This window comes from Gymnodinialimonas sp. JB5-7, assembly GCF_055693405.1.
Genome location: NZ_JBVFUX010000012.1, coordinates 471,037 through 489,167 on the forward strand (window position 1 = coordinate 471,037; position 18,131 = coordinate 489,167).

At 61.9% G+C, this 18,131-nt stretch carries 21 protein-coding genes and 2 pseudogenes; 13 read left to right on the plus strand and 10 right to left on the minus strand.

What is annotated here, in order from left to right:
• The first annotated feature begins 62 nt into the window (after positions 1-62).
• From ACZ1HK_RS10165 to rimM, 7 genes are all read left to right on the plus strand, one after another.
• Positions 63-566, plus strand: a complete 504-nt coding sequence (locus tag ACZ1HK_RS10165; protein ID WP_472630817.1) for a GNAT family N-acetyltransferase — start codon at positions 63-65, stop codon at positions 564-566.
• 88 nt (positions 567-654) lie between these two features.
• Positions 655-1,194, plus strand: a complete 540-nt coding sequence (locus ACZ1HK_RS10170; protein ID WP_472628619.1) for a GNAT family N-acetyltransferase — start codon at positions 655-657, stop codon at positions 1,192-1,194.
• Complete coding sequence (locus ACZ1HK_RS10175) at positions 1,191-1,709, plus strand: GNAT family N-acetyltransferase (protein WP_472628620.1); 519 nt, start codon at positions 1,191-1,193, stop codon at positions 1,707-1,709. The genes ACZ1HK_RS10170 and ACZ1HK_RS10175 overlap by 4 nt, the downstream gene beginning before the upstream one ends.
• Positions 1,706-2,308 carry a GNAT family N-acetyltransferase gene (locus tag ACZ1HK_RS10180; protein WP_472628621.1) on the plus strand — a complete coding sequence of 201 codons (603 nt, stop codon included), beginning with the start codon at positions 1,706-1,708 and terminating at the stop codon, positions 2,306-2,308. Before ACZ1HK_RS10175 ends, ACZ1HK_RS10180 begins: the two co-directional genes overlap by 4 nt.
• Positions 2,305-2,604, plus strand: a complete 300-nt coding sequence (locus tag ACZ1HK_RS10185; RefSeq protein WP_472628622.1) for a chorismate mutase — start codon at positions 2,305-2,307, stop codon at positions 2,602-2,604. The genes ACZ1HK_RS10180 and ACZ1HK_RS10185 overlap by 4 nt, the downstream gene beginning before the upstream one ends.
• A 40-nt stretch (positions 2,605-2,644) precedes the next feature.
• Complete coding sequence (gene rpsP, locus ACZ1HK_RS10190) at positions 2,645-3,079, plus strand: 30S ribosomal protein S16 (RefSeq protein WP_472628623.1); 435 nt, start codon at positions 2,645-2,647, stop codon at positions 3,077-3,079.
• A gap of 226 nt (positions 3,080-3,305) precedes the next feature.
• Positions 3,306-3,842: a ribosome maturation factor RimM gene (gene rimM, locus ACZ1HK_RS10195; RefSeq protein WP_472628624.1), complete on the plus strand. Its 537-nt coding sequence runs from the start codon at positions 3,306-3,308 to the stop codon at positions 3,840-3,842.
• 133 nt (positions 3,843-3,975) lie between these two features.
• Here rimM and ACZ1HK_RS10200 read toward each other — a convergent pair whose 3' ends face one another.
• Together ACZ1HK_RS10200 and ACZ1HK_RS10205 are read right to left on the minus strand one after the other, a co-directional pair.
• Positions 3,976-4,737, minus strand: a complete 762-nt coding sequence (locus ACZ1HK_RS10200; RefSeq protein WP_472628625.1) for an ABC transporter permease — start codon at positions 4,735-4,737, stop codon at positions 3,976-3,978.
• Positions 4,734-5,669: an ABC transporter ATP-binding protein gene (locus tag ACZ1HK_RS10205; protein ID WP_472628626.1), complete on the minus strand. Its 936-nt coding sequence runs from the start codon at positions 5,667-5,669 to the stop codon at positions 4,734-4,736. The genes ACZ1HK_RS10200 and ACZ1HK_RS10205 overlap by 4 nt, the downstream gene beginning before the upstream one ends.
• Before the next feature lie 146 nt (positions 5,670-5,815).
• On the opposite strand from ACZ1HK_RS10205, the pseudogene trmD reads away from it, so the two are divergent.
• The 3 genes and pseudogenes from trmD (at position 5,816) to rpmE (ending at position 7,439) form a co-directional block, all read left to right on the plus strand.
• A pseudogene (trmD, locus tag ACZ1HK_RS10210) lies at positions 5,816-6,632 on the plus strand (tRNA (guanosine(37)-N1)-methyltransferase TrmD).
• A gap of 189 nt (positions 6,633-6,821) precedes the next feature.
• On the plus strand, positions 6,822-7,205 hold the full coding sequence (gene rplS, locus ACZ1HK_RS10215; protein ID WP_472628627.1) for a 50S ribosomal protein L19: 384 nt from the start codon (positions 6,822-6,824) through the stop codon (positions 7,203-7,205).
• A 12-nt stretch (positions 7,206-7,217) separates the two neighbouring features.
• The gene (rpmE, locus tag ACZ1HK_RS10220; protein WP_368476404.1) at positions 7,218-7,439 is read left to right on the plus strand and encodes a 50S ribosomal protein L31; all 222 of its coding nucleotides are present in this window, start codon (positions 7,218-7,220) and stop codon (positions 7,437-7,439) included.
• A 74-nt stretch (positions 7,440-7,513) separates the two neighbouring features.
• Here rpmE and ACZ1HK_RS10225 read toward each other — a convergent pair whose 3' ends face one another.
• The gene (locus ACZ1HK_RS10225; RefSeq protein WP_472628628.1) at positions 7,514-8,038 is read right to left on the minus strand and encodes a YdhR family protein; all 525 of its coding nucleotides are present in this window, start codon (positions 8,036-8,038) and stop codon (positions 7,514-7,516) included.
• A gap of 109 nt (positions 8,039-8,147) precedes the next feature.
• On the opposite strand from ACZ1HK_RS10225, the gene ACZ1HK_RS10230 reads away from it, so the two are divergent.
• Complete coding sequence (locus ACZ1HK_RS10230) at positions 8,148-8,741, plus strand: TetR/AcrR family transcriptional regulator (RefSeq protein ID WP_472628629.1); 594 nt, start codon at positions 8,148-8,150, stop codon at positions 8,739-8,741.
• On the opposite strand, the gene ACZ1HK_RS10235 is transcribed toward ACZ1HK_RS10230, so the two are convergent.
• Together ACZ1HK_RS10235 and ACZ1HK_RS10240 are read right to left on the minus strand one after the other, a co-directional pair.
• The gene (locus tag ACZ1HK_RS10235; protein ID WP_472628630.1) at positions 8,732-9,160 is read right to left on the minus strand and encodes a hypothetical protein; all 429 of its coding nucleotides are present in this window, start codon (positions 9,158-9,160) and stop codon (positions 8,732-8,734) included. The genes ACZ1HK_RS10230 and ACZ1HK_RS10235 overlap by 10 nt on opposite strands.
• Positions 9,118-10,014, minus strand: coding sequence for a tetratricopeptide repeat protein (locus ACZ1HK_RS10240; RefSeq protein ID WP_472628631.1), 897 nt, complete (start codon positions 10,012-10,014; stop codon positions 9,118-9,120). Before ACZ1HK_RS10240 ends, ACZ1HK_RS10235 begins: the two co-directional genes overlap by 43 nt.
• Before the next feature lie 195 nt (positions 10,015-10,209).
• Here ACZ1HK_RS10240 and ACZ1HK_RS10245 point away from each other — a divergent pair, with 195 nt between their 5' ends.
• Positions 10,210-11,019, plus strand: coding sequence for a division plane positioning ATPase MipZ (locus ACZ1HK_RS10245; RefSeq protein WP_472628632.1), 810 nt, complete (start codon positions 10,210-10,212; stop codon positions 11,017-11,019).
• A 200-nt stretch (positions 11,020-11,219) separates the two neighbouring features.
• Here ACZ1HK_RS10245 and ACZ1HK_RS10250 read toward each other — a convergent pair whose 3' ends face one another.
• The 4 genes from ACZ1HK_RS10250 to ACZ1HK_RS10265 all read right to left on the minus strand — a co-directional run bounded on the left by ACZ1HK_RS10250 (position 11,220) and on the right by ACZ1HK_RS10265 (position 14,840).
• A complete protein-coding gene (locus ACZ1HK_RS10250; protein ID WP_472628633.1) occupies positions 11,220-12,233 on the minus strand; it encodes a cytochrome d ubiquinol oxidase subunit II in 1,014 nt (337 codons plus the stop codon).
• Positions 12,234-12,239: 6 nt separating this feature from the next.
• The gene (locus ACZ1HK_RS10255; RefSeq protein WP_472628634.1) at positions 12,240-13,676 is read right to left on the minus strand and encodes a cytochrome ubiquinol oxidase subunit I; all 1,437 of its coding nucleotides are present in this window, start codon (positions 13,674-13,676) and stop codon (positions 12,240-12,242) included.
• Between the two features lies 1 nt (position 13,677).
• Positions 13,678-14,235, minus strand: coding sequence for a GbsR/MarR family transcriptional regulator (locus ACZ1HK_RS10260; RefSeq protein WP_472628635.1), 558 nt, complete (start codon positions 14,233-14,235; stop codon positions 13,678-13,680).
• Positions 14,236-14,351: 116 nt separating this feature from the next.
• Complete coding sequence (locus ACZ1HK_RS10265; protein ID WP_472628636.1) at positions 14,352-14,840, minus strand: MarR family winged helix-turn-helix transcriptional regulator; 489 nt, start codon at positions 14,838-14,840, stop codon at positions 14,352-14,354.
• Between the two features lie 112 nt (positions 14,841-14,952).
• Here ACZ1HK_RS10265 and ACZ1HK_RS10270 point away from each other — a divergent pair, with 112 nt between their 5' ends.
• The gene (locus tag ACZ1HK_RS10270; protein ID WP_472628637.1) at positions 14,953-15,915 is read left to right on the plus strand and encodes an MBL fold metallo-hydrolase; all 963 of its coding nucleotides are present in this window, start codon (positions 14,953-14,955) and stop codon (positions 15,913-15,915) included.
• A 122-nt stretch (positions 15,916-16,037) separates the two neighbouring features.
• On the opposite strand, the pseudogene ACZ1HK_RS10275 reads toward ACZ1HK_RS10270, so the two are convergent.
• Positions 16,038-18,036: pseudogene (locus ACZ1HK_RS10275) on the minus strand (PhoX family protein); the annotation flags it as partial.
• Positions 18,037-18,131: the final 95 nt, after the last annotated feature.

Sequence of the window (18,131 nt, forward strand, 5' to 3'; positions counted from 1 at the left end):
AAGAAATGACCGCAAAGCGCTGCACCCAGCCCCCAACGGGGCCGGCAGCGGACGCTGCGGCGATGCATCGGGCCTCCATCCCGGTGCTGGAAACCGCACGCCTGCGCCTGCGCGCGCCCACCTTGCACGACCTCCCCGCCTGGACCGCGATCTTCGCCGCCCCCCGTTCGAGGCTGACGCCGAAGAAGCCTGGACGGAGTTCAGCTACTACAACGCCGGTTGGATGCTTCACGGCCACGGCCTTTGGGCGGTCGAGCTGCACGACGGAACGCTTGGTCGGCTTCACCCATGTTGGCCTCGAATGGGGCGACGACGAGCCCGAGCTTGGCTGGATGTATCTGCCCGAACATCACGGCCATGGCTACGCCACTGAAGCCGCCAGCGCCGCGCGCGATTTCGGCCTGTCGCTCCTGCCCACATGCGTCAGCTACATTGACCCCGACAATGCCGCATCCAGCGCCGTCGCGCGCCGACTAGGCGCGCAGCGCGATGCCACCGCCGAGACGCAGATCGCGGAAACCGAAAACGTGACCATCGAGGTATGGCGGCACGGAGATGCCGCATGATCTTGCACATCCGAGCCATACTCACAGATTTATCCACCGTTTCCCGTCCAATCCTTTGCGGTTTCTCAACCTTGTGGAGGGATGCGGCATGATCCCCCGCCTTGTGGATATCCCCCAGCTCGAGACCGAGCGTCTGATCCTCCGCGCGCCCGAGGCCCGCGATTTCGACGTGCTCGCCCCCTTCGTCATGTCCGACCGCGCCAGCTTCATCGGCGGCGGTGCCGACAAGGATATCAGCCACGCTTGGCGCATCCTTGCGATCCTGTCCGGCCACTGGCACCTGCGCGGCTACGGCGTCTACGTCCTCCAACCCAAAGGCTCCGACGATCCCATCGGTTCCATGGGCCCATGGAACCCCGAGGGCTGGCCGGAACCCGAACTCAGCTGGACGATCTGGGACGCCGAGGCCGAGGGCCAAGGCTATGCCTACGAGGCGATGGTCGAAATCCGCCGCTACGCCTATGACGTGCTCGGCTGGGACACCGCCGTCAGCTATATCGACGCCGCCAACACCCGCTCCATTGCGCTCGCAGAACGGATGGGCTGCACCATCGACCGCGCCGCCTCCGGCCCGCACCCCGACGATGTCGTCTACCGCCACCCACCCTTCGCGGAGGTGCTGGCATGATCCCGACCCTGACGACCGAACGCCTCACCCTGCGCGCGCCGCGCTTGGATGACTTCGACGCGATCGCCGCCTTCCGCGCCTCCGACCGCGCGCGGTTTGTGGGTGGCCCGTCGACCAAGACGCAAAGCTGGAACTACCTTGCAGCTCTGATCGGCCATTGGGATATGCGCGGCTATGGCCGCTGGATTGTTACCGAAACCGGTGGCGCTGATACCGCTCTAGGCCTCGTAGGCCCGCTCTATCCTTATGACTGGCCCGAACCCGAGATCGCCCGGACCCTGTTCGAGGGCGGCGAAGGCAAGGGCTACGCCTATGAAGCCGCACTCGCGGCGCGAGACTACGCCTATTCCACATTGGGTTGGTCCAAGGCCGCCAGCTTCGTGAACCCGGACAATACCCGGTCTGTCGCACTTGCCCGGAAACTCGGATGCCACCCGGATGGCTCGTTTGACCACGACGTGTTTGGCAAGATGCACATCTGGCGTCACCCAGCGCCGGCGGAGGTCGCCGCATGATCCCCGTCCTCCACACCGAGCGTCTCACCCTGCGCGGCCCCGAGGCGCGCGACTATCCCGCCTTCCGCGATTTCTTCGCCTCGGATCGGTCCATCCACACCGGCGGTCCGAAAGACCCGAAAAGCGCCTGGATTCTCTTCGCGGCCGAGATCGGCCATTGGCACCTGCACGGCTTCGGCATGTGGACCGTCGAACGTGATGGCGCACCCATCGGTCTTGTTGGCTGCTGGTATCCGGACGAATGGCCCGAGCGTGAGATCGGCTGGCTGATTTGGGACGGCTTCGAGGGCAAGGGATACGCCTACGAGGCCGCCCAGGCCGTGCGCATCCAATGCTATGGCCCCTTCGGCTGGGACACCGCCGTCAGCTACATCCACCGCGACAACACGCGCTCCATTGCGCTCGCCGAACGGCTGGGCTGCACCCGCGATGAGGCGGCCGCGCACCCCAATCCCGACGCGCTCGTGGTCTACCGCCACCCTGCACCGGCAGGAGGTCGCCGCATGATCCGCGCATGCACTACAAATGTAGTTACAGAAAAACTACAGGAAAACTACAGCTTCACTACAGCGGTTTTTGCCGCCCCGGAGGCCCCATGACACAAGACGCCACCACGCGCGCCGCCGAGGTTTTGGCAGGCCACCGCGACAGCATCGACCGCCTCGATGCGATCCTCATTTACACCCTGGGTGAGCGCTTCAAGCACACCCAGGCCGTCGGCCAATTGAAGGCCGAACACGACCTTCCCCCGAGCGATCCGGCCCGCGAGGCCACGCAGATCGCCCGGCTCGAAGACCTGGCAAACCGGGCCGATCTGGACCCGGAATTCGCCAAGAAATTCCTACGTTTCGTGATCGACGAAGTCATTCGCCACCACGAGCAACATCAATCGTAAGGCACCCGCCTTACTCAGCCAATTCAAGGAGTTATCACTCATGGCAATGAAAATCAGACTGGCCCGCGGCGGCTCCAAAAAGCGCCCCTTCTACCGCATCGTGGCCGCCGACAGCCGCATGCCCCGCGACGGCCGCTTCATCGAAAAGCTCGGCACTTACAACCCGCTCCTGCCCAAAGACAGCGAAGAGCGTGTGAAGATGGACATGGAGCGTGTGCAGCACTGGCTCGACAAAGGCGCCCAGCCCACCGACCGCGTGAGCCGCTTCCTTGAGGCCGCAGGCGTGATCGAGAAGAAAGAGCGCGCCAACATGCAAAAAGCGCAACCCGGCAAGAAAGCCGTCGAGCGCGCCGAAGAGAAAGCCGCCAAAGCTGCAGAAGCAGCCGAAGCCGCAGCCGCCCCCGCCGAGGAAGAAGCCCCGGTTGAAGAGGCCCCCGCAGAGGAAGCCGCAGCCGAAGAAACCGCATCCGAATAAGGATGTTGCCGGGGGTGGGCCTGTATTGCGCCCACCCCTTTTTCGCGTCTTCAGCAGAAAGGCTTGCGCCTTGTGGGTCGCTCCATTTTTCATCCTGTTTCTTGCGGTCAGCCTCATAATGATCATCACGGGAAACCGTTTGGGCGGCGTACTTGTAGCACTTTTCTCGATCCCGGCTTTCGTCTTGATCACCGTGTATTTTCAAAGCTGATGGAGAATGCGGCCGATGCCTGACCACATCTGCGTCGGCGCCATCATGGGCGCCTTTGGCGTGCGCGGCGAAGTGCGCGTGAAAAGCTTCTGCGCGGAACCGTCCGATATCGCTTCCTACGGCCCGCTTGGGACGGAGGATGGCACCACAACCTTCAAGATCACCCTGACCCGCCCCGTCAAAACCGGCTACGCGGTCAAACTCTCGGGCGTGCAAACCAAGGAACAGGCCGACGCGCTTAAGGGCACCCGCCTTTACGCCCCGCGCACGGCCTTGCCTAACTTGCCGGATGATGAGTTCTACCATACCGACCTGATCGGCCTCACCGTCCTCGACACGGGTGGCGAGACAATCGGCAAGATCGCCGCCGTTCTCAACCATGGCGCAGGCGACCTGTTGGAAGTGCGCGGAAAAGGCCTCGGCAATGGCGTCCTTATCCCCTTCACTGCCGCCATCGTCCCCACCGTCGACCTCACATCCGGTCGCGCCATCATCGACCCGCCAGAGGGCCTACTGGACGCTCCGGCCAAGACGGGCAAACACACCGACTAGGACTCTTCCTTGTTTCAAAAATACCTCGGGGAGTCGCGCAAGGCGCGGCGGGGCAGCGCCCCCGTGCCTGAGTGCCGCCTGCGCCAGCAGGCAAGCGAGGCAAAGACGACGCGGCGCAAGCCGCTCCTTCAGATCACGCGCGGATCCGCCAGCCGGTTTTGAAGATCCAGCCAATGGTCAAGATACACGCCCCGGTGAACCCCAGAATCGCGATGATCGACCAGACCAAAGCCACATCCGCCGTACCAAAGAAACTCCACCGAAAGCCGCTCACCAGATAGACCACCGGGTTGAACAGGCTGATCGTCTGCCAGACATCCGGCAACATGGTGATCGAATAGAATGATCCCCCCAGGAACACCAAGGGCGTCACCGCCAAAAGCGGGATCAACTGCAATTGCTCGAAATTCTGCGCCCAGATGCCGATGATGAAGCCGAACAGGCTGAAAGACAGACACGTCAGGACAAGGAAGGTCAGCATCCAGACCGGATGCAAGATCTGCAGATCGACGAAGAAAAACGCCGTGATCAGGATGATGATCCCGATCATGAATGACTTCGTCGCTGCGGCCAGCACATACCCCGCCGTGATTTCCAGGAACGAGGCCGGGGCGGACAACAACTCGTAAATCGTGCCAATAAACTTCGGGAAATAGATCCCGAACGACGCGTTCGAGATCGACTGAGTCAACACCGTCAGCATGATCAGCCCCGGCACGATGAACGCGCCGTAGCTCACCCCCTCGACTTGGTCGATGCGAGATCCAATCGCCGTGCCGAACACCACGAAGTAGAGCGATGTCGACAGGACCGGCGACACGATGGACTGCGCAATCGTGCGGAATGTGCGTGCCATTTCAAAGCGATAGATCGCGCGGACAGCTTGCAGGTTCATGGCTGCTCTCCCTCTTGAACAAGGCCCACGAAGATTTCCTCAAGGCTCGATTGCTTGGTTTCCACATCCGCCACCTGAACGCCCGCCTCCTGCAAGGCGCTCAGCAGCCGGACAATGCCCGTCCGCTCCGCGCGCGTGTCATAGCGATAGGTCAGGCGCTTGCCATTCTCGGCCAGTTCCAGATCGCGGTCGGCCACCGCCTCGGGCACAGCCTCCAAAGGAGCCGCCAGATCAATGCGCAATTCCTTCTGACCCATCCGAGCCATCAGATCGCCCTTCTCCTCGACCAACAGGATTTGCCCCTTGTTGATCACGCCCACCCGGTCGGCCATTGCCTCGGCCTCTTCGATGTAGTGCGTTGTCAGAATGATCGTCACGCCAGACTCCTGCAGGCGGCGGACGACCTCCCACATGTCGCGGCGCAATTCCACGTCGACACCCGCTGTCGGCTCATCCAAGAACAGCACCCGCGGCTCATGGCTCAGCGCCTTGGCAATCAGAACCCGGCGCTTCATGCCGCCCGACAACTCGCGGATGGCACTGTCTTTCTTGTCCCACAAAGACAGGTCGCGCAGGATCGCTTCGATCTTCGCGTCATCGGGCGCCTTGCCAAACAGCCCACGCGAGAACCGCACCGTGTTGATGACCTTCTCAAATGGCTCAAGATTGATTTCCTGCGGCACCAATCCGATCAGCTTACGTGCTTCGCGGTAGTCGCGTTGCGTGTCATGGCCACCCACCGTCACAGCACCGCTGGTCGGCTGCACAATCCCGCAGATCGCCGAGATCAGCGTTGTCTTCCCCGCACCGTTCGGCCCCAGAAGGGCGAGGATCTCCCCCTCCATGATCTCAAGCGAGACCGCATCGAGCGCGGTGAACCCGCCCTCATAGGTCTTGGTCAGCGTGTCGACTTTCAGGATCGGGGATGTCATCGGCGTCTCTCCTTGGGCCGCAACAGCTACGCCCATGGCTCGCGCTCGGCAAGGCACGCCCATGCATGGGACCTCTGCATTTCTGAACAATGCTGACATCATCTGCCACGATTGATCCCGCGCGCACGCGGGCGTAGACCCGCCCCATGAATGACAAACCTGCCCGGTCCCATGGCCGCCTCAGCCAATCCGCCAGCCTCCAACCGCGTGAGCTGATGACAGACCGTCCTCGTCTGAAAGGCGCATGGACGGCAAAGGTACTGACCCTGTTTCCTGAGACCTTCCCCGGCGTCCTTGGCGCCTCGCTGACGGGTAAGGCCTTGAAGGACGGACTTTGGGCGCTGGAGCCCATTGGACTGCGCACGTTCGGCACCGGCAAGCACAGGCAGGTCGATGACACACCTGCGGGCGGCGGCGCGGGTCTGGTGATGAAGCCCGATGTCATGGGCCGCGCGCTGGATATGGCACTGGCGGGCACGCCCATCGGACCCTGTTAAATGGCCGCGCGTCTACCTTTCCCCACGTGGCAAGCCCTTTGACCAACGCGACGCGGAACGCTTCGCGCAAGCCGAGGGGATGACGTTGGTCTGCGGTCGGTTCGAAGGCCTCGATCAACGGGTGATCGACCACTACGCGCTCGAAGAAATCAGCATCGGCGATTACGTCCTGACCGGCGGAGAACTGGCCGCACAGGTCCTGCTGGACGCCACCGTCCGCCTGATCCCCGGCGTCCTTGGCAACGCGGAAAGCACGCAGGAGGAGAGCTTTCAGAACGACCTCCTCGAACACCCACAATACACCAAGCCAGCTGAATGGCGCGGCCACGACATCCCTCCGGTCCTGCTCTCCGGCGACCATGGCGCGGTCGCGAAATGGCGGCGGGAGCAGGCAGAAGCACTGACCAAGGCGCGCAGGCCCGATTTGTGGATGAAATGGATGAAACACCAAGACAATAAGGCTTGACCCCCCACCAAGACAATACGGCTTGCATCGCCCCCGTCGACTCGGCCGCCGTGATACGCATCCCGCACGTGCCCAACGCGGCCCCATACGACTCGGGCCGCTGTGATCGTTTGCCGGAACGTGTCCGGCGGCAAAAAAGAAATGATCCGCGGGCAAACCGCGCAGAACCATATGAAAGGAGCGCATCAGATGGACCTGATCGCACAGATCGAGGCGGAACAAGTCGCCGCCCTCGGGAAAGACATTCCCGATTTCAAAGCCGGGGATACCGTGCGCGTGGGCTTCCGCGTGACGGAAGGCACCCGCACCCGTATTCAGAATTTTGAGGGCGTCTGCATCGCGCGCAAGAACGGCGACGGCATTGCCGGATCGTTCACCGTGCGCAAGATTTCGTCCGGTGAGGGCGTGGAACGTGTGTTCCCCCTGCACTCGACGAACATCGATGCGATCACCGTCGTGCGCCGTGGCCGTGTCCGCCGCGCCAAGCTTTACTACCTCCGCTCGCGCCGCGGTAAGTCCGCGCGGATCGCCGAGGATACCAACTACAAAGCGCCCAAGGGCGCCGAAGCGTAAGGAGAACGTGAGATGAAAAAGGATCTGCATCCCGATTATCACGTGATCGACGTGAAAATGACCAACGGCGACATCGTTCAGATGCGCTCTTCCTGGGGCTCCGAGGGCGACACCCTGTCGCTCGACATCGACCCCACGGTGCACCCGGCCTGGACCGGCGGCGGCGCCCGCCTGCTAGACACCGGCGGCCGTGTTTCAAAGTTCAAGAAGAAGTACGAAGGTCTGGGCTTCTAAGCGCTCAAAACCATTCAATTCTAAAACGCCGCCCCTTCCCGGGCGGCGTTTTTCCTTTGCCGTCCCATCCGCAATCATGCGTCCGGTGCAACAGCGCGCGTCACACCTGACGGGCCTTCCAAAACAGGGCCAATCGTTGCGTTCATACCGCTGATATAAGGAACGCTGCCCATGCCCTCTGGCAAAATCTCGGACAGATACATCTCGGCATGGGCGCGGCTGGCAAAAAGATAGGTGCCACTGGCATCCCGCGTGACGCGGTCCAGCGTCCACACTTTCCATTCCAGGCCCGGTACGTTTGACAGGAACGGCGCAAACCCATCCATCCGCGCTTCAAATTCGTCCAGATCCCCCTCCGCCGTAAAGGTGACGTGCAGCAAGACTGGTGGGCTGTCTTCGGGCAGTTCCTGCCCGGTTTGCGCGGTATAACCCGCGGCAATTCCCAGCATCATCAGCGACGCCGCACCCGAGGCGACGCGCTCGGCAAAGGGCTGTGGAACGGTACGCTCCGGCGCGGCGCGGGACAGGCCAATCACGGCCAGCCCCGCAACTCCTAGCATAGCGACAGTCAGAATAGCGATACGGCGAAGACGTGGCATGATATGTCCTTTCAACGGCATATGTGATCGTTGCTCACATATAGATATGCCCCTCCCCTTGCCCTTGTCCAGAAAAATGTGATCGTTGCTCACAATAAGGAGCAAAATTATGGCCAAACGCCCGTATCATCACGGAAACTTACGCGCGGCCTTGGTCGAGAAGTCGCTGGATTTGGTGCGCTCAGACGGAGTGGAGGCGCTGACTACCCGTGCGGCAGCCAAGGCCGCTGGGGTCGCGTCCTCCGCCGTCTTTCGTCATTTCGCCGATCGCAAAGCGCTCGCCACCGCTGTCGCCGCCCGCGGGTTCGAGATGATGCTCACACATATTCGCAGGGAAGAAGCGCAGGCCGAAACACCCATGGCCCAATTTCGTGCGGTCGGCGTCGGGTATCTCGATTTCGCTTTGACGGAACCGCACCTCTTCCGGCTAATGTTCAGGGCCGAACATCTGCATGCCGATGATCCAGCGCTTCTCGCCGCAAGTGCGCCCCTGAACGACGTGACCGCATCAGGGCTCAGTGGGCTGGGTCAGCCAGAAGGCGATCTTTCCGTGCTGGGATGGGCCATTGCCCATGGGCTTGCGACGCTCGCACTCGACAGCCAGCTTGACCAGCTTTTGCCAGCAGACCCCCAGGCCCGTCGCGCGGCGCTTGTGGGCGTACTCGTGCGATCTGCCCCGGCCTTTGCTGCGCCTCAGGCATAACCCGCCAAGGGTGCTGCCTCGGCAAAGATCGGGCGCCGCGTCGCCGCGGCCCGCTTGGCCTCGTCCTTCCGGCCCAGACGCATCAGGCACAGCATCCATGTCAGCTCCAATAGATCCCGCTGCGCCCGGCTGCCGCCGAACCGCGCATGATCGGCCATTACCGGCGTCAACGCGTCCAGCGCGCCCTCCCAATCCTGCCGCGCCACCGCGCCCCATCCTCGGGCCACGGGGCGAACAAGGTCTGCCGCAAACCCACGGGACGCCTCGACCAACCGCGCCAGCGCCGCCCCATCACCGGCCATTGCATGGGCGAGGGCCGCATGCATGTCTGCGAAACTCTGTCCGGGATTGGCGAACTGCGCGCAGGCATAAGCGCTCACATCCCGCCAGCGTTCGGGCGCGATGCTGTGCCCGGCCAACTCCGCGCGCCACAAAGCGCCGCCGCATCTGTCAACACGTTGATCGGAAGGGCAGATCCCGGCCCGGTGCCCGGCCCAACACCGCCGTCATACCAGCTCCAGAACGCCTCCATATCGCCCTGCTCCAGCGCCCAGAGCGCCGCGTGCCACGACAAATGGCCGTGCAGCAGCCCACGCGCGTCATACGCCTCCATCCAAGCATCAAGATAGGCGCGGCCCTCTGCCGTCTGCCCCATCTCGTACATGGCGTGGGATTTGAAATGGCTGGCATTGGCGTTGCCATTGTTCAACTCCAGCGAGCGTTCCATCACCTCCAGCGCCCGGTCCGGACGGCCATTCTCACACAAGGATTGCGCATGGACGGACAGGAACCACCAATCCTCGCCATAGGCTGGCGCTAGGGCCGAGGTATAGGCAAGCATCTCCGCCTCCCGCCCCGCGCATCCCGAAAACCCGATCAGCCCAAACACCTGACAGTTCAACTGCGCCACAATCGGATCACAGGGCCAGTCACGCACATGGGTGTTGACGGCGGCGCGTGCCTCAACCGGTTTGCCGCCCATCAAAAGCTCATAGATGCGAATATGCGACCGCTCCCGGTCGCTTAACCCGTCCGCAAGCGCAACGGCACGCCCCACCGCGTCGCGCGCGCCACCCATGTCATTGGCGTACATCAAAGCCCGCGCATGGGCGATGTGGCCCAGGGCAAAGCGATCATCCAATTCGACCGCCCGCGCCAGCGCCTCAACCCCGCCATAGGTGTTGCCCAAAACATGGTCCACACCCTCCACATAAGCCATGGCCGCCTCGGCCGAGCCTGTGCTCAAGGCATTCCCATACCGATCCTGCTGCATAAGGTCCCCTCCCCGTTGCGGCAAAAGCGTCGCACGGGTGGCACGATTCGGTCCATTCCCCTGCGCTTTCACCTTAACAGCCCCCCAGACCGCCCTTATAGTTCGGCCCAACACCTCGCGCCCCGTCAATGAAGGGCGCCCAGATAAGGCGGCCCGGCACATGAGGGTCGCACAGCCAAAAGGCGGGACAGGCAAATGGCACATATTATCGTGCTCGGGAATGAGAAGGGCGGTTCGGGCAAATCCACCACCGCTATGCATATCGCCACGGCCTTGGCGCGGATGGGCCATGTGGTGGGCGGGCTGGATCTGGACCTGCGCCAGCGCAGCTTTCACCGCTACCTGCAAAACCGCGAGGCCACCATCGCCCGCAAAGGCATGAATGTCGCCTGCCCGTTGGTCCTCGACCTGCCCGACATGTCGCCCGATGACATCGGCGAAGGCGAGAATATTTACGACCGCCGCCTCTCCGCCGCCGTCGCCGACCAGGAAGAGCGGTGCGATTTCATCGTCATCGATTGCCCCGGCAGCCACACGCGCCTCAGCCAGGTGGCCCACAGCTTGGCCGACACGCTTGTCACGCCCCTCAACGACAGCTTCGTCGATTTCGACTTGCTGGCAAAGATCGACCCCGAGACCTATGAGCTCAAGGGCCCGTCCGTCTATTCCGAGATGGTCTGGCACGCCCGTCAGCTGCGCGCGAAAGCCGGCCTTCAACCCACCGATTGGGTGGTCGTGCGCAACCGCCTGCCCTCGCAGCAGATGCACAACAAACGCAAGATCGGCAAAGCGCTGGAAGAACTCGCCCGCCGCATCGGCTTCCGCGTGGCCCCCGGCTTTTCCGAGCGTGTGATATTCCGCGAACTCTTCCCCTCGGGCATGACCCTGCTGGACCTGCGCGATCTGGGCGTTGAGCGGCTCAACATCTCCAACGTCGCCGCCCGGCAAGAGGTCCGCGATCTCGTCGCCGCCCTCAACCTGCCCGGCGTCAGCGTCGATTTCTGACCGCCCTGCCTCAGGCCTGGGCTGTCTTCAAAACGCAAAGCCGTCCTAGCGGCTGCGCCTCTCCTTCCACTGGTCCGAAATACCTCAGGGGGAGTGGCGTAAGCGACGGGGGACAGCGTCCCCCCAACCCGAGCGCCAATAGGCGCGAGACAAAGGGCGTGCAGGCGAAGCCTGCGCATCCTGATCAGCGGTGCGGCGCCTTAATCATAGCGCAGCGCCGTCGCCTTGCCGCGGAAGATGTAATAGGCCAGCACCGAATACCCCGCGATGGTCGGCACAACGAAACAGGCCCCCACAAGGATGATCATCAGGCTTTCCGGCGCCGCCGCGGCCTCGTAAATCGTCAGCTGCTCCGGCACCACGTAAGGGTAGAAGCTGTAAGCAAGGCCAATATAGGCCAGTGCAAAGATCGCAGTAGAAACGGCAAAAGGCAGCCAGGACCGCGCGTCATTCTCGAACGGCATTTGGCGGATCATCCGCCACAGCACCACCACCAGCACCAGCGAGATGATCGGGATCGGCGCCAGATAGAACGCGTTGGGGAAATCCAGCCACCGGTCGAAAATCCGCGTCGACACCAGCGGTGTGGCCAATGACACCGCCCCGATCCCGATGATGATGCCCCACAGGCTCTCCTTCGCCCATTGCACCGCTTTCAGCTGCAATCCGCCCTCTGCCTTGTGGATCAGCCAGGTCGCCCCGATAAAGCTGTAGCCCACCGCCAGTGCCACGGCGGTCAGCGCGCCGAAGGCATAGGTGGCCAGTGTCTGTTCCAACCCCATGATATACAGGCCCAACATGAACCCCTGCGAAAGCGCCGTCAGGGTGGAGCCCACGAAGAACAGGTTGTTCCACAGCCGCTTGTGCTTGGCATGGGCCTTGGCCCGGAACTCGAACGCAACGCCGCGCAGGATCAACCCGATCAGCATGATGAAGACCGGCAGATATAGCGCCGTCAGGATCATCCCATGCGCGGTCGGAAACGCCACCAGAAGCAGCCCGACCGCCAGCACCAGCCACGTCTCGTTTGCATCCCAAAACGGCCCGATTGAACCGATCATCCGGTCCTTCTCGGCATCATCGGCGAGGGGAAACAGGATCCCCACACCCAGATCGAACCCGTCGAGGACGACGTAGACAAGGATGGAAAACCCCATCAGCGAGGCAAATGCCCAGGGTAGCCACTCGGCGGGGTTGGAAAAATCAGGAAACATCTGTGCTTACTCCGCCGGTTGCAGCGCAGCGACCTGCGCCTTGCCGGAATGTTCCATATCGATCGCGCGGCCATCGTCGCCTCGCGCCGCTTTGCGGGCGAGGTAGACGATCACGCTGATATAGGCGAAGAGTAGCGCCGCGTAGGCTACGAGGTACCCGACCAGCGTGCCAGCAACCATGCCGGCAGGCACTTGCGCCACGGCCTCAGCCGTCGTCACGACCCCATTCACCAGCCAGGGTTGGCGGCCAATCTCGGTCGTGTACCAGCCCGCAAGGGTCGCAACCCAACCGCTGAACGCCATCGGCACCAACGCGTAAAGCATGACCTTCGGCAAACCTTCAACGGCCAACCAGTGCTTCGTTGTCGACGCATCGTGCATCCGCCGCCGTTTCCACATCAGGAACACGCTAAGCCACGACATTGCCAACATCGCCATGCCGGTGCCCACCATGGTCCGGAAGCTCCAGAATACAGGCGCCACGGGTGGGTGCATCACAGTGCCGTCTTCTTCGACGAACTCATTCAAGCCTACGACTTCCCCGTCCCACGAATGGGTCAGGATCAGTGAGGCAAGGCCCGGAATGCCGATTTCATAGTCATTCGACCGCGTCTCTTCATTCGGCAAGGCGAACAGGATCAGCGGCACATTTGTGCCCGTCTCCCAATTGCCCTCCATCGCCGCCACTTTGGCGGGCTGATAGACCTTGGTGTTCAGGCCATGCATGTCGCCCACATAGATCTGTACTGGGATCAGCATCGCGCCCAGAACCAGACCCGTTTTCAGCATGGTCTTCACTTCGCGCGACCCGTCACCCATCAGGCGCCGCAGCGCGCTGACGCCTGCGATCAGGAAAGCCACGGTCAGGAAGCTGGCGATCATCATGTGCGCAAAGCGGTAGGGCATGGAGGGGTTGAAGATTATCTCCCACCAGTTGGTCGCGAAGGCCACGCCGTCGACCATCTCAAAGCCCTGCGGTGTGTGCATCCAAGAGTTCAGCACGATGATCCAGAACGCCGACATCGTGGTGCCGAACGCCACAAGGAACGTGGCGAGCATGTGCAGCCAGCCCGGCACGCGCGAAAAGCCGAACAGCATGATCCCGATGAACACAGCTTCAAGGAAGAAGGCTGTCATCACCTCGTAGGCCAGAAGCGGCCCGGCGATATTGCCCACGGTTTCCATGAAGCCCGGCCAGTTGGTACCGAACTGGAACGACATCGTGATGCCGCTGACGACGCCCATCGCGAACGACAGGGCGAAGATCTTCACCCAGAACCGGTAGGCGTTCATCCACTTTTCATCACTCGTCTGCGCAAAGCGCACCCGGAAGAAAAACAGCACCCAGCCCAAGGCGATCGTGATCGTCGGGAACAGGATGTGGAACGAGATATTGGCCGCAAACTGAATGCGGCTGAGCATCAATGTGTCGAGCGCTTCCATGTCACTTAACCTCTTTCCGGCGCCCGAGCGTGAGGGCACCACTTGTCTTGTCGATCAGGCCAGCAATCTTGCTGCCAAGGGTCATCATCTTGACCAGCCGTTCGGTCTCCAGCTTCTGCATGTCGTCGTAGAAGCCGGTCATCAGTTCGATCATCTCGCGCAGCTCGGCGATGCGGGCCTCGGCATAGTCGTCGCCTTGGGGCCCCTCCATCTCCAGCTCGCGCAATTTCGTTAAGGTCGGGTCAATCTCGCGCTTCTTGCGTTCTGCAATCAGGATGCGCGTGATTTCCCACATATCCTCTGGGGTGGTGAAATAGTCCCGCCGGTCGCCGGGGAAATGGCGCAGGCGCACCAAATTCCACGCCTGAAGCTCTTTCAGGCCCATCGACGTGTTCGACCGGCTGACACCAAGCCCTTCGGTAATCTGCTCCGCGTTCAGCGGCTCCGAGGACAAAAACAGCAGCGCGTAGATCTGACCAACCGTGCGGTTGATCCCCCACCGGCTGCCCATCTCACCGAAATGCAGGACAAAATCCTGCTGTAAGTTCGTCAGTTTCATCAGTCCCGATCGCGCGATTCTGTGATTTCAGTAATTTCTGAAATTTAGATAACGCTTGCACCCGCAAAGGCAAACGGGATCGGGTGCGACACGTTGGCCGCACTGAAATTCAGGGATCAGTCAGACAGATCATCCGGTCGCTTCGGGAACGGCATCTTTGGCATCTCGCCACCGTCCAGCTTTGCGCGGGCCTCTTCCATCACAGTGACCGCTTCTGCCACGCGGTCCGGATCCAGACCCAGGTTCATCCACCCTTGGTGAACCACCCGCCGCGCTTCGGTTAAAACCGTGTGCCCGTAAGGCGTAAGCTCCAACACGATGCGCCGTTCATCCTTCGGATCGCGTATCCGGTCGATGATTCCGAAATTCGCCATCTTCTTCACGATGGGCGAGATTGAGTTCGGCTCCACTCCAATCCGGGCGGACAACTCTCCCAGCGATTGCGCCCCACCCTCGCCCAAAGCCATCAAGATAACGAATTTCGCATAGGTAAAGCCTGTCTCACCGAAACCGGCGCTGTAATAGCGGCCAAAGGCAAGGTTCAGCCGATATGCGCTGAAGCACATCAGATCATCCAAAGCCATGTCGTCTTGGGTTTTACTCATGGCCAAAGACATAGAGTCTGGCCCTTCCGAAAAGAAAGCGTTGACGTAGATTATATCTTATACGATTGCTTCTATCACGAACTAATCGTTTCCGATTCTTTATGAGGTTCCCATGACACGTCTCTCTCGCCGCGCCTTCGGCGCCGCCGCCCTTTCCTCACCGCTGCTTGCTGCCACCCTTCCAACACTGGCCAAGGCCGATGGCCACGCAGCCCCGTCGGGCGCACCCGCGCTTTATGACGCGTCGCTTGGCAATTACACCATCACTGCTATCCTCGACGGCGTCGCGCCGTTGGGGCGTACCTTCTTCTTCGGCGAGGATGCCGCCGCTATTGATATGACGCTGGCCGAGGCGGGTGTTGGCCCCGATGTTCTGCCGGCACCCGTGTCGGCCTTCCTGCTTCGATCCGCCGATCGCACGATCCTGATCGATGCCGGTATGGGCGATATCCAGATGCTAGGGCCGGGTTTCGGGCGGCTTTCGGCGGGTCTGGCTGCACTTGGCGTCGCGCCCGGAGATGTCGACACCATCCTGCTGACCCACGCCCATCCCGACCATCTGGGCGGCCTCTTGGCCGACAACGCCCCCGCCTTCCCCAATGCAGAACTGATCGTGGCCGAGGTTGAGGCCGGGTTTTGGTCCGACACAGCCATGATGGCGCAAGCCCCGGAAGAGGCTCAGGGCCTGTTCCAGATGGCTCAGGGCACGCTCGGTGCGTATGGCGATCAGGTCACGCTGGTGGCTGACGGGGCAGAGGTTGCCCCCGGCATCACCCTACAGATCTCGCCAGGCCACACGCCGGGCCATTCCATCCTGCGCATCGATGGCGGCGACCGGCAGTTGATGATGGTGGCAGACAGCCTGCATTCTGCCGATCTGCACACCGCAATGCCAGAGGTCGGCTTCGGTTTCGACACTGACCCAGCCCTGGCGGCGCAATCGCGGGCCGCCTTGTTCGACATGCTGGCCACGGATCAGATGCTTGTAGCCGGCAGCCACATCCACTTCCCCGGCTTTGGCCGCATCCTGCGTGCGGACGACGCCTATCGCTTCGCCCCCGCCACCTGGACCTGAGCCGAGGCACATCGTGAAAAGGGCCCCGTGAACCAAATCACGGGGCCAGTATTAAGCGGATGAGACGTCGGGACAGAGGGGATAGGACGCTCACCCGGCTTGCATGGAGGATCAGACGGCGATTTGCCCCCTCCCTGCCGCGTGACCACCACAACCGATGGGCGTGGTGGCATATTGTCGGCGAAGTCCGGCCAGCGCGTGGCGGGATCCTCAAACGTCGAGGCACGCTCGAAACCTGCAAATTCGCCGGTGCCATCGGTGCCGGGATGCTGGACGGCCAGGAACAGCGTCTGGTCATTGTCGGCAAAGTACGGCCCGCACAATTCGCCCCCCACGGGGCAGCGGAAGAACAGCTTCGCGTGGCCGCGCAGATCGCCTTCGGTCTCAAGCGAGTAGAGGCCATCTGATTTGCCCGTCCGACCCCAGCCAGAGCCCTGGTCCGTCGAAATCCAAAGGCGTCCCGCCGTGTCGACCGCCGCATTATCAGGCGAGCTGAACCAACCGTTCTCGGACGTGGCAGAGTTCCAGACCGCGCCGACCTCGGCAATCTCCGGGTCGCCGCATTGCACAAGGATATCCCAGGTGCCGGTCAGCGCCGCATGGTCGCCGCCCGCTTCGTTCATCTGCAGGATATGGCCGAAATAGCTTTCCGGCCTCGGGTTCACAGCATTGACCTCTTCGCGCCGCGAATTGTTGGTCAGCATCAGGAACACCGCCCCGCCTTCACGCGGCTGGATATCCTCGGGCCGGTCCATCGGCGTGGCCCCCAACAGGTCCGCCGCCAGCCGTGTGTCGATCATCACATCCGCCTGGGACATGAAGCCGTTTTCCTCGGTCAACGGACCTTCGCCGTGGACAAGGGGCAGCCACTGGTACGTGCCATCATCGTTGTATTGCGCAACGTAGAGGGTCCCTTCGCTCAAAAGCTGCATATTCGCCGCGCGATCCTCGCCGACCGTTCCGGCGGATACGAACTTATACGCATAGTCAAAGCGGTTATCGTCACCGGAATAGACAACGATCTGGCCGGACGGAGCGATGATCGACTCCGCACCTTCATGGCGGAAACGACCAAGCGCCGTGAGCTTCACGGGCACCGAATTCGGATCCAGCGGATCAACCTCCACGATCCAGCCAAAGCGGTTGGGCTCGTTGGGTTCCACATCGATGTTGAAACGATCATGGTACTGACCCCACGCATACCAGCGCGCCGGGCGTTCCATAGCGTGCCATCGACACGGCCTCTGCCTGCGCCGACACGTCAGGATCACCGTCGGCATCCAGAACGTCCGTCCAGAAATAGCCGTGGAAGTTCTCCTCAGCCATCAGGTAGGTGCCCCAGGGCGTGATCCCGCCTGCACAATTGTTGATCGTGCCCAGAACGGTCATGCCTTCGGGGTCTGCGCCCGTCTGCATCCGCGCATGTCCGGCAGCGGGGCCGCTAAAGGTCATCTCCGTTCCGGCATGGATACGCCGGTTGTATTGGCTTCCCAGCACAACTTCCCACACACCATCGCCATTCTTCGCAATCTCGAAGACAGATCCGCCATGGGCGGCCATCTCAATATCCACGATCTCCTGCGTCATGCCCTCGAAATCAGCGCGATCCTGACGGCCAAGGCCGGGGAACATGACCTCTTCATTCGTGTATTCGTGGTTGACGCACAGGACACCACGGCCCGGCTCAAGCTCCACAAAGCCCACATAATCGTTGTTGTAGCCAAAGCGCTGCAATTGATCTTCGGCGGACTGGTTCATCGGGTCGAATTCAGCCACACCTTCAAAGATCGGGTCGCCCCAACGGATCAGGACATTGGCATCATAGCCATCGGCAATGTGGTGCGTTTCGTCATTACCCCAGGCCAATTCGTCAAACGCATAGCGATCGCCATGGGCATCCGCCTGCGCGCGGCCCGTGCTCAGCGCGGTGGTGCCAAACAGCGTCGTTGTGGCCGTCACGGCCAAGGCACCGCGCATCAGCTCACGGCGGCCAAAGCGACGATTGATCACGTCGCCAATCGTATTGCCGAGGTTCGGGTTGGTCGGAATATCGTCGAACGCCTCAAAGGCTTCGGCCTTGTTGCCATGCTCTGCGCTGGCAATGATTTCTTTGCGGTTCATCTGGGTCTCCCTGGACAGAACAAACGGACCGATCGGGCAAACACCCCGACCATCCGTTTTATGCGTGCAGTCCCAGTTGCAGGGCCCAGTGTAAC

Coding starts and splice junctions, on each gene's coding strand:
- ACZ1HK_RS10165 (WP_472630817.1), top strand. CDS start 63: ATGCATCGGGCCTCCATCCCGGTGCTGGAAACCGCACGCCTGCGCCTG.
- ACZ1HK_RS10170 (WP_472628619.1), top strand. CDS start 655: ATGATCCCCCGCCTTGTGGATATCCCCCAGCTCGAGACCGAGCGTCTG.
- ACZ1HK_RS10175 (WP_472628620.1), top strand. CDS start 1,191: ATGATCCCGACCCTGACGACCGAACGCCTCACCCTGCGCGCGCCGCGC.
- ACZ1HK_RS10180 (WP_472628621.1), top strand. CDS start 1,706: ATGATCCCCGTCCTCCACACCGAGCGTCTCACCCTGCGCGGCCCCGAG.
- ACZ1HK_RS10185 (WP_472628622.1), top strand. CDS start 2,305: ATGACACAAGACGCCACCACGCGCGCCGCCGAGGTTTTGGCAGGCCAC.
- rpsP (WP_472628623.1), top strand. CDS start 2,645: ATGGCAATGAAAATCAGACTGGCCCGCGGCGGCTCCAAAAAGCGCCCC.
- rimM (WP_472628624.1), top strand. CDS start 3,306: ATGCCTGACCACATCTGCGTCGGCGCCATCATGGGCGCCTTTGGCGTG.
- ACZ1HK_RS10200 (WP_472628625.1), bottom strand. CDS start 4,737: ATGAACCTGCAAGCTGTCCGCGCGATCTATCGCTTTGAAATGGCACGC.
- ACZ1HK_RS10205 (WP_472628626.1), bottom strand. CDS start 5,669: ATGACATCCCCGATCCTGAAAGTCGACACGCTGACCAAGACCTATGAG.
- rplS (WP_472628627.1), top strand. CDS start 6,822: ATGGACCTGATCGCACAGATCGAGGCGGAACAAGTCGCCGCCCTCGGG.
- rpmE (WP_368476404.1), top strand. CDS start 7,218: ATGAAAAAGGATCTGCATCCCGATTATCACGTGATCGACGTGAAAATG.
- ACZ1HK_RS10225 (WP_472628628.1), bottom strand. CDS start 8,038: ATGCCACGTCTTCGCCGTATCGCTATTCTGACTGTCGCTATGCTAGGA.
- ACZ1HK_RS10230 (WP_472628629.1), top strand. CDS start 8,148: ATGGCCAAACGCCCGTATCATCACGGAAACTTACGCGCGGCCTTGGTC.
- ACZ1HK_RS10240 (WP_472628631.1), bottom strand. CDS start 10,014: ATGCAGCAGGATCGGTATGGGAATGCCTTGAGCACAGGCTCGGCCGAG.
- ACZ1HK_RS10245 (WP_472628632.1), top strand. CDS start 10,210: ATGGCACATATTATCGTGCTCGGGAATGAGAAGGGCGGTTCGGGCAAA.
- ACZ1HK_RS10250 (WP_472628633.1), bottom strand. CDS start 12,233: ATGTTTCCTGATTTTTCCAACCCCGCCGAGTGGCTACCCTGGGCATTT.
- ACZ1HK_RS10255 (WP_472628634.1), bottom strand. CDS start 13,676: ATGGAAGCGCTCGACACATTGATGCTCAGCCGCATTCAGTTTGCGGCC.
- ACZ1HK_RS10260 (WP_472628635.1), bottom strand. CDS start 14,235: ATGAAACTGACGAACTTACAGCAGGATTTTGTCCTGCATTTCGGTGAG.
- ACZ1HK_RS10265 (WP_472628636.1), bottom strand. CDS start 14,840: ATGAGTAAAACCCAAGACGACATGGCTTTGGATGATCTGATGTGCTTC.
- ACZ1HK_RS10270 (WP_472628637.1), top strand. CDS start 14,953: ATGACACGTCTCTCTCGCCGCGCCTTCGGCGCCGCCGCCCTTTCCTCA.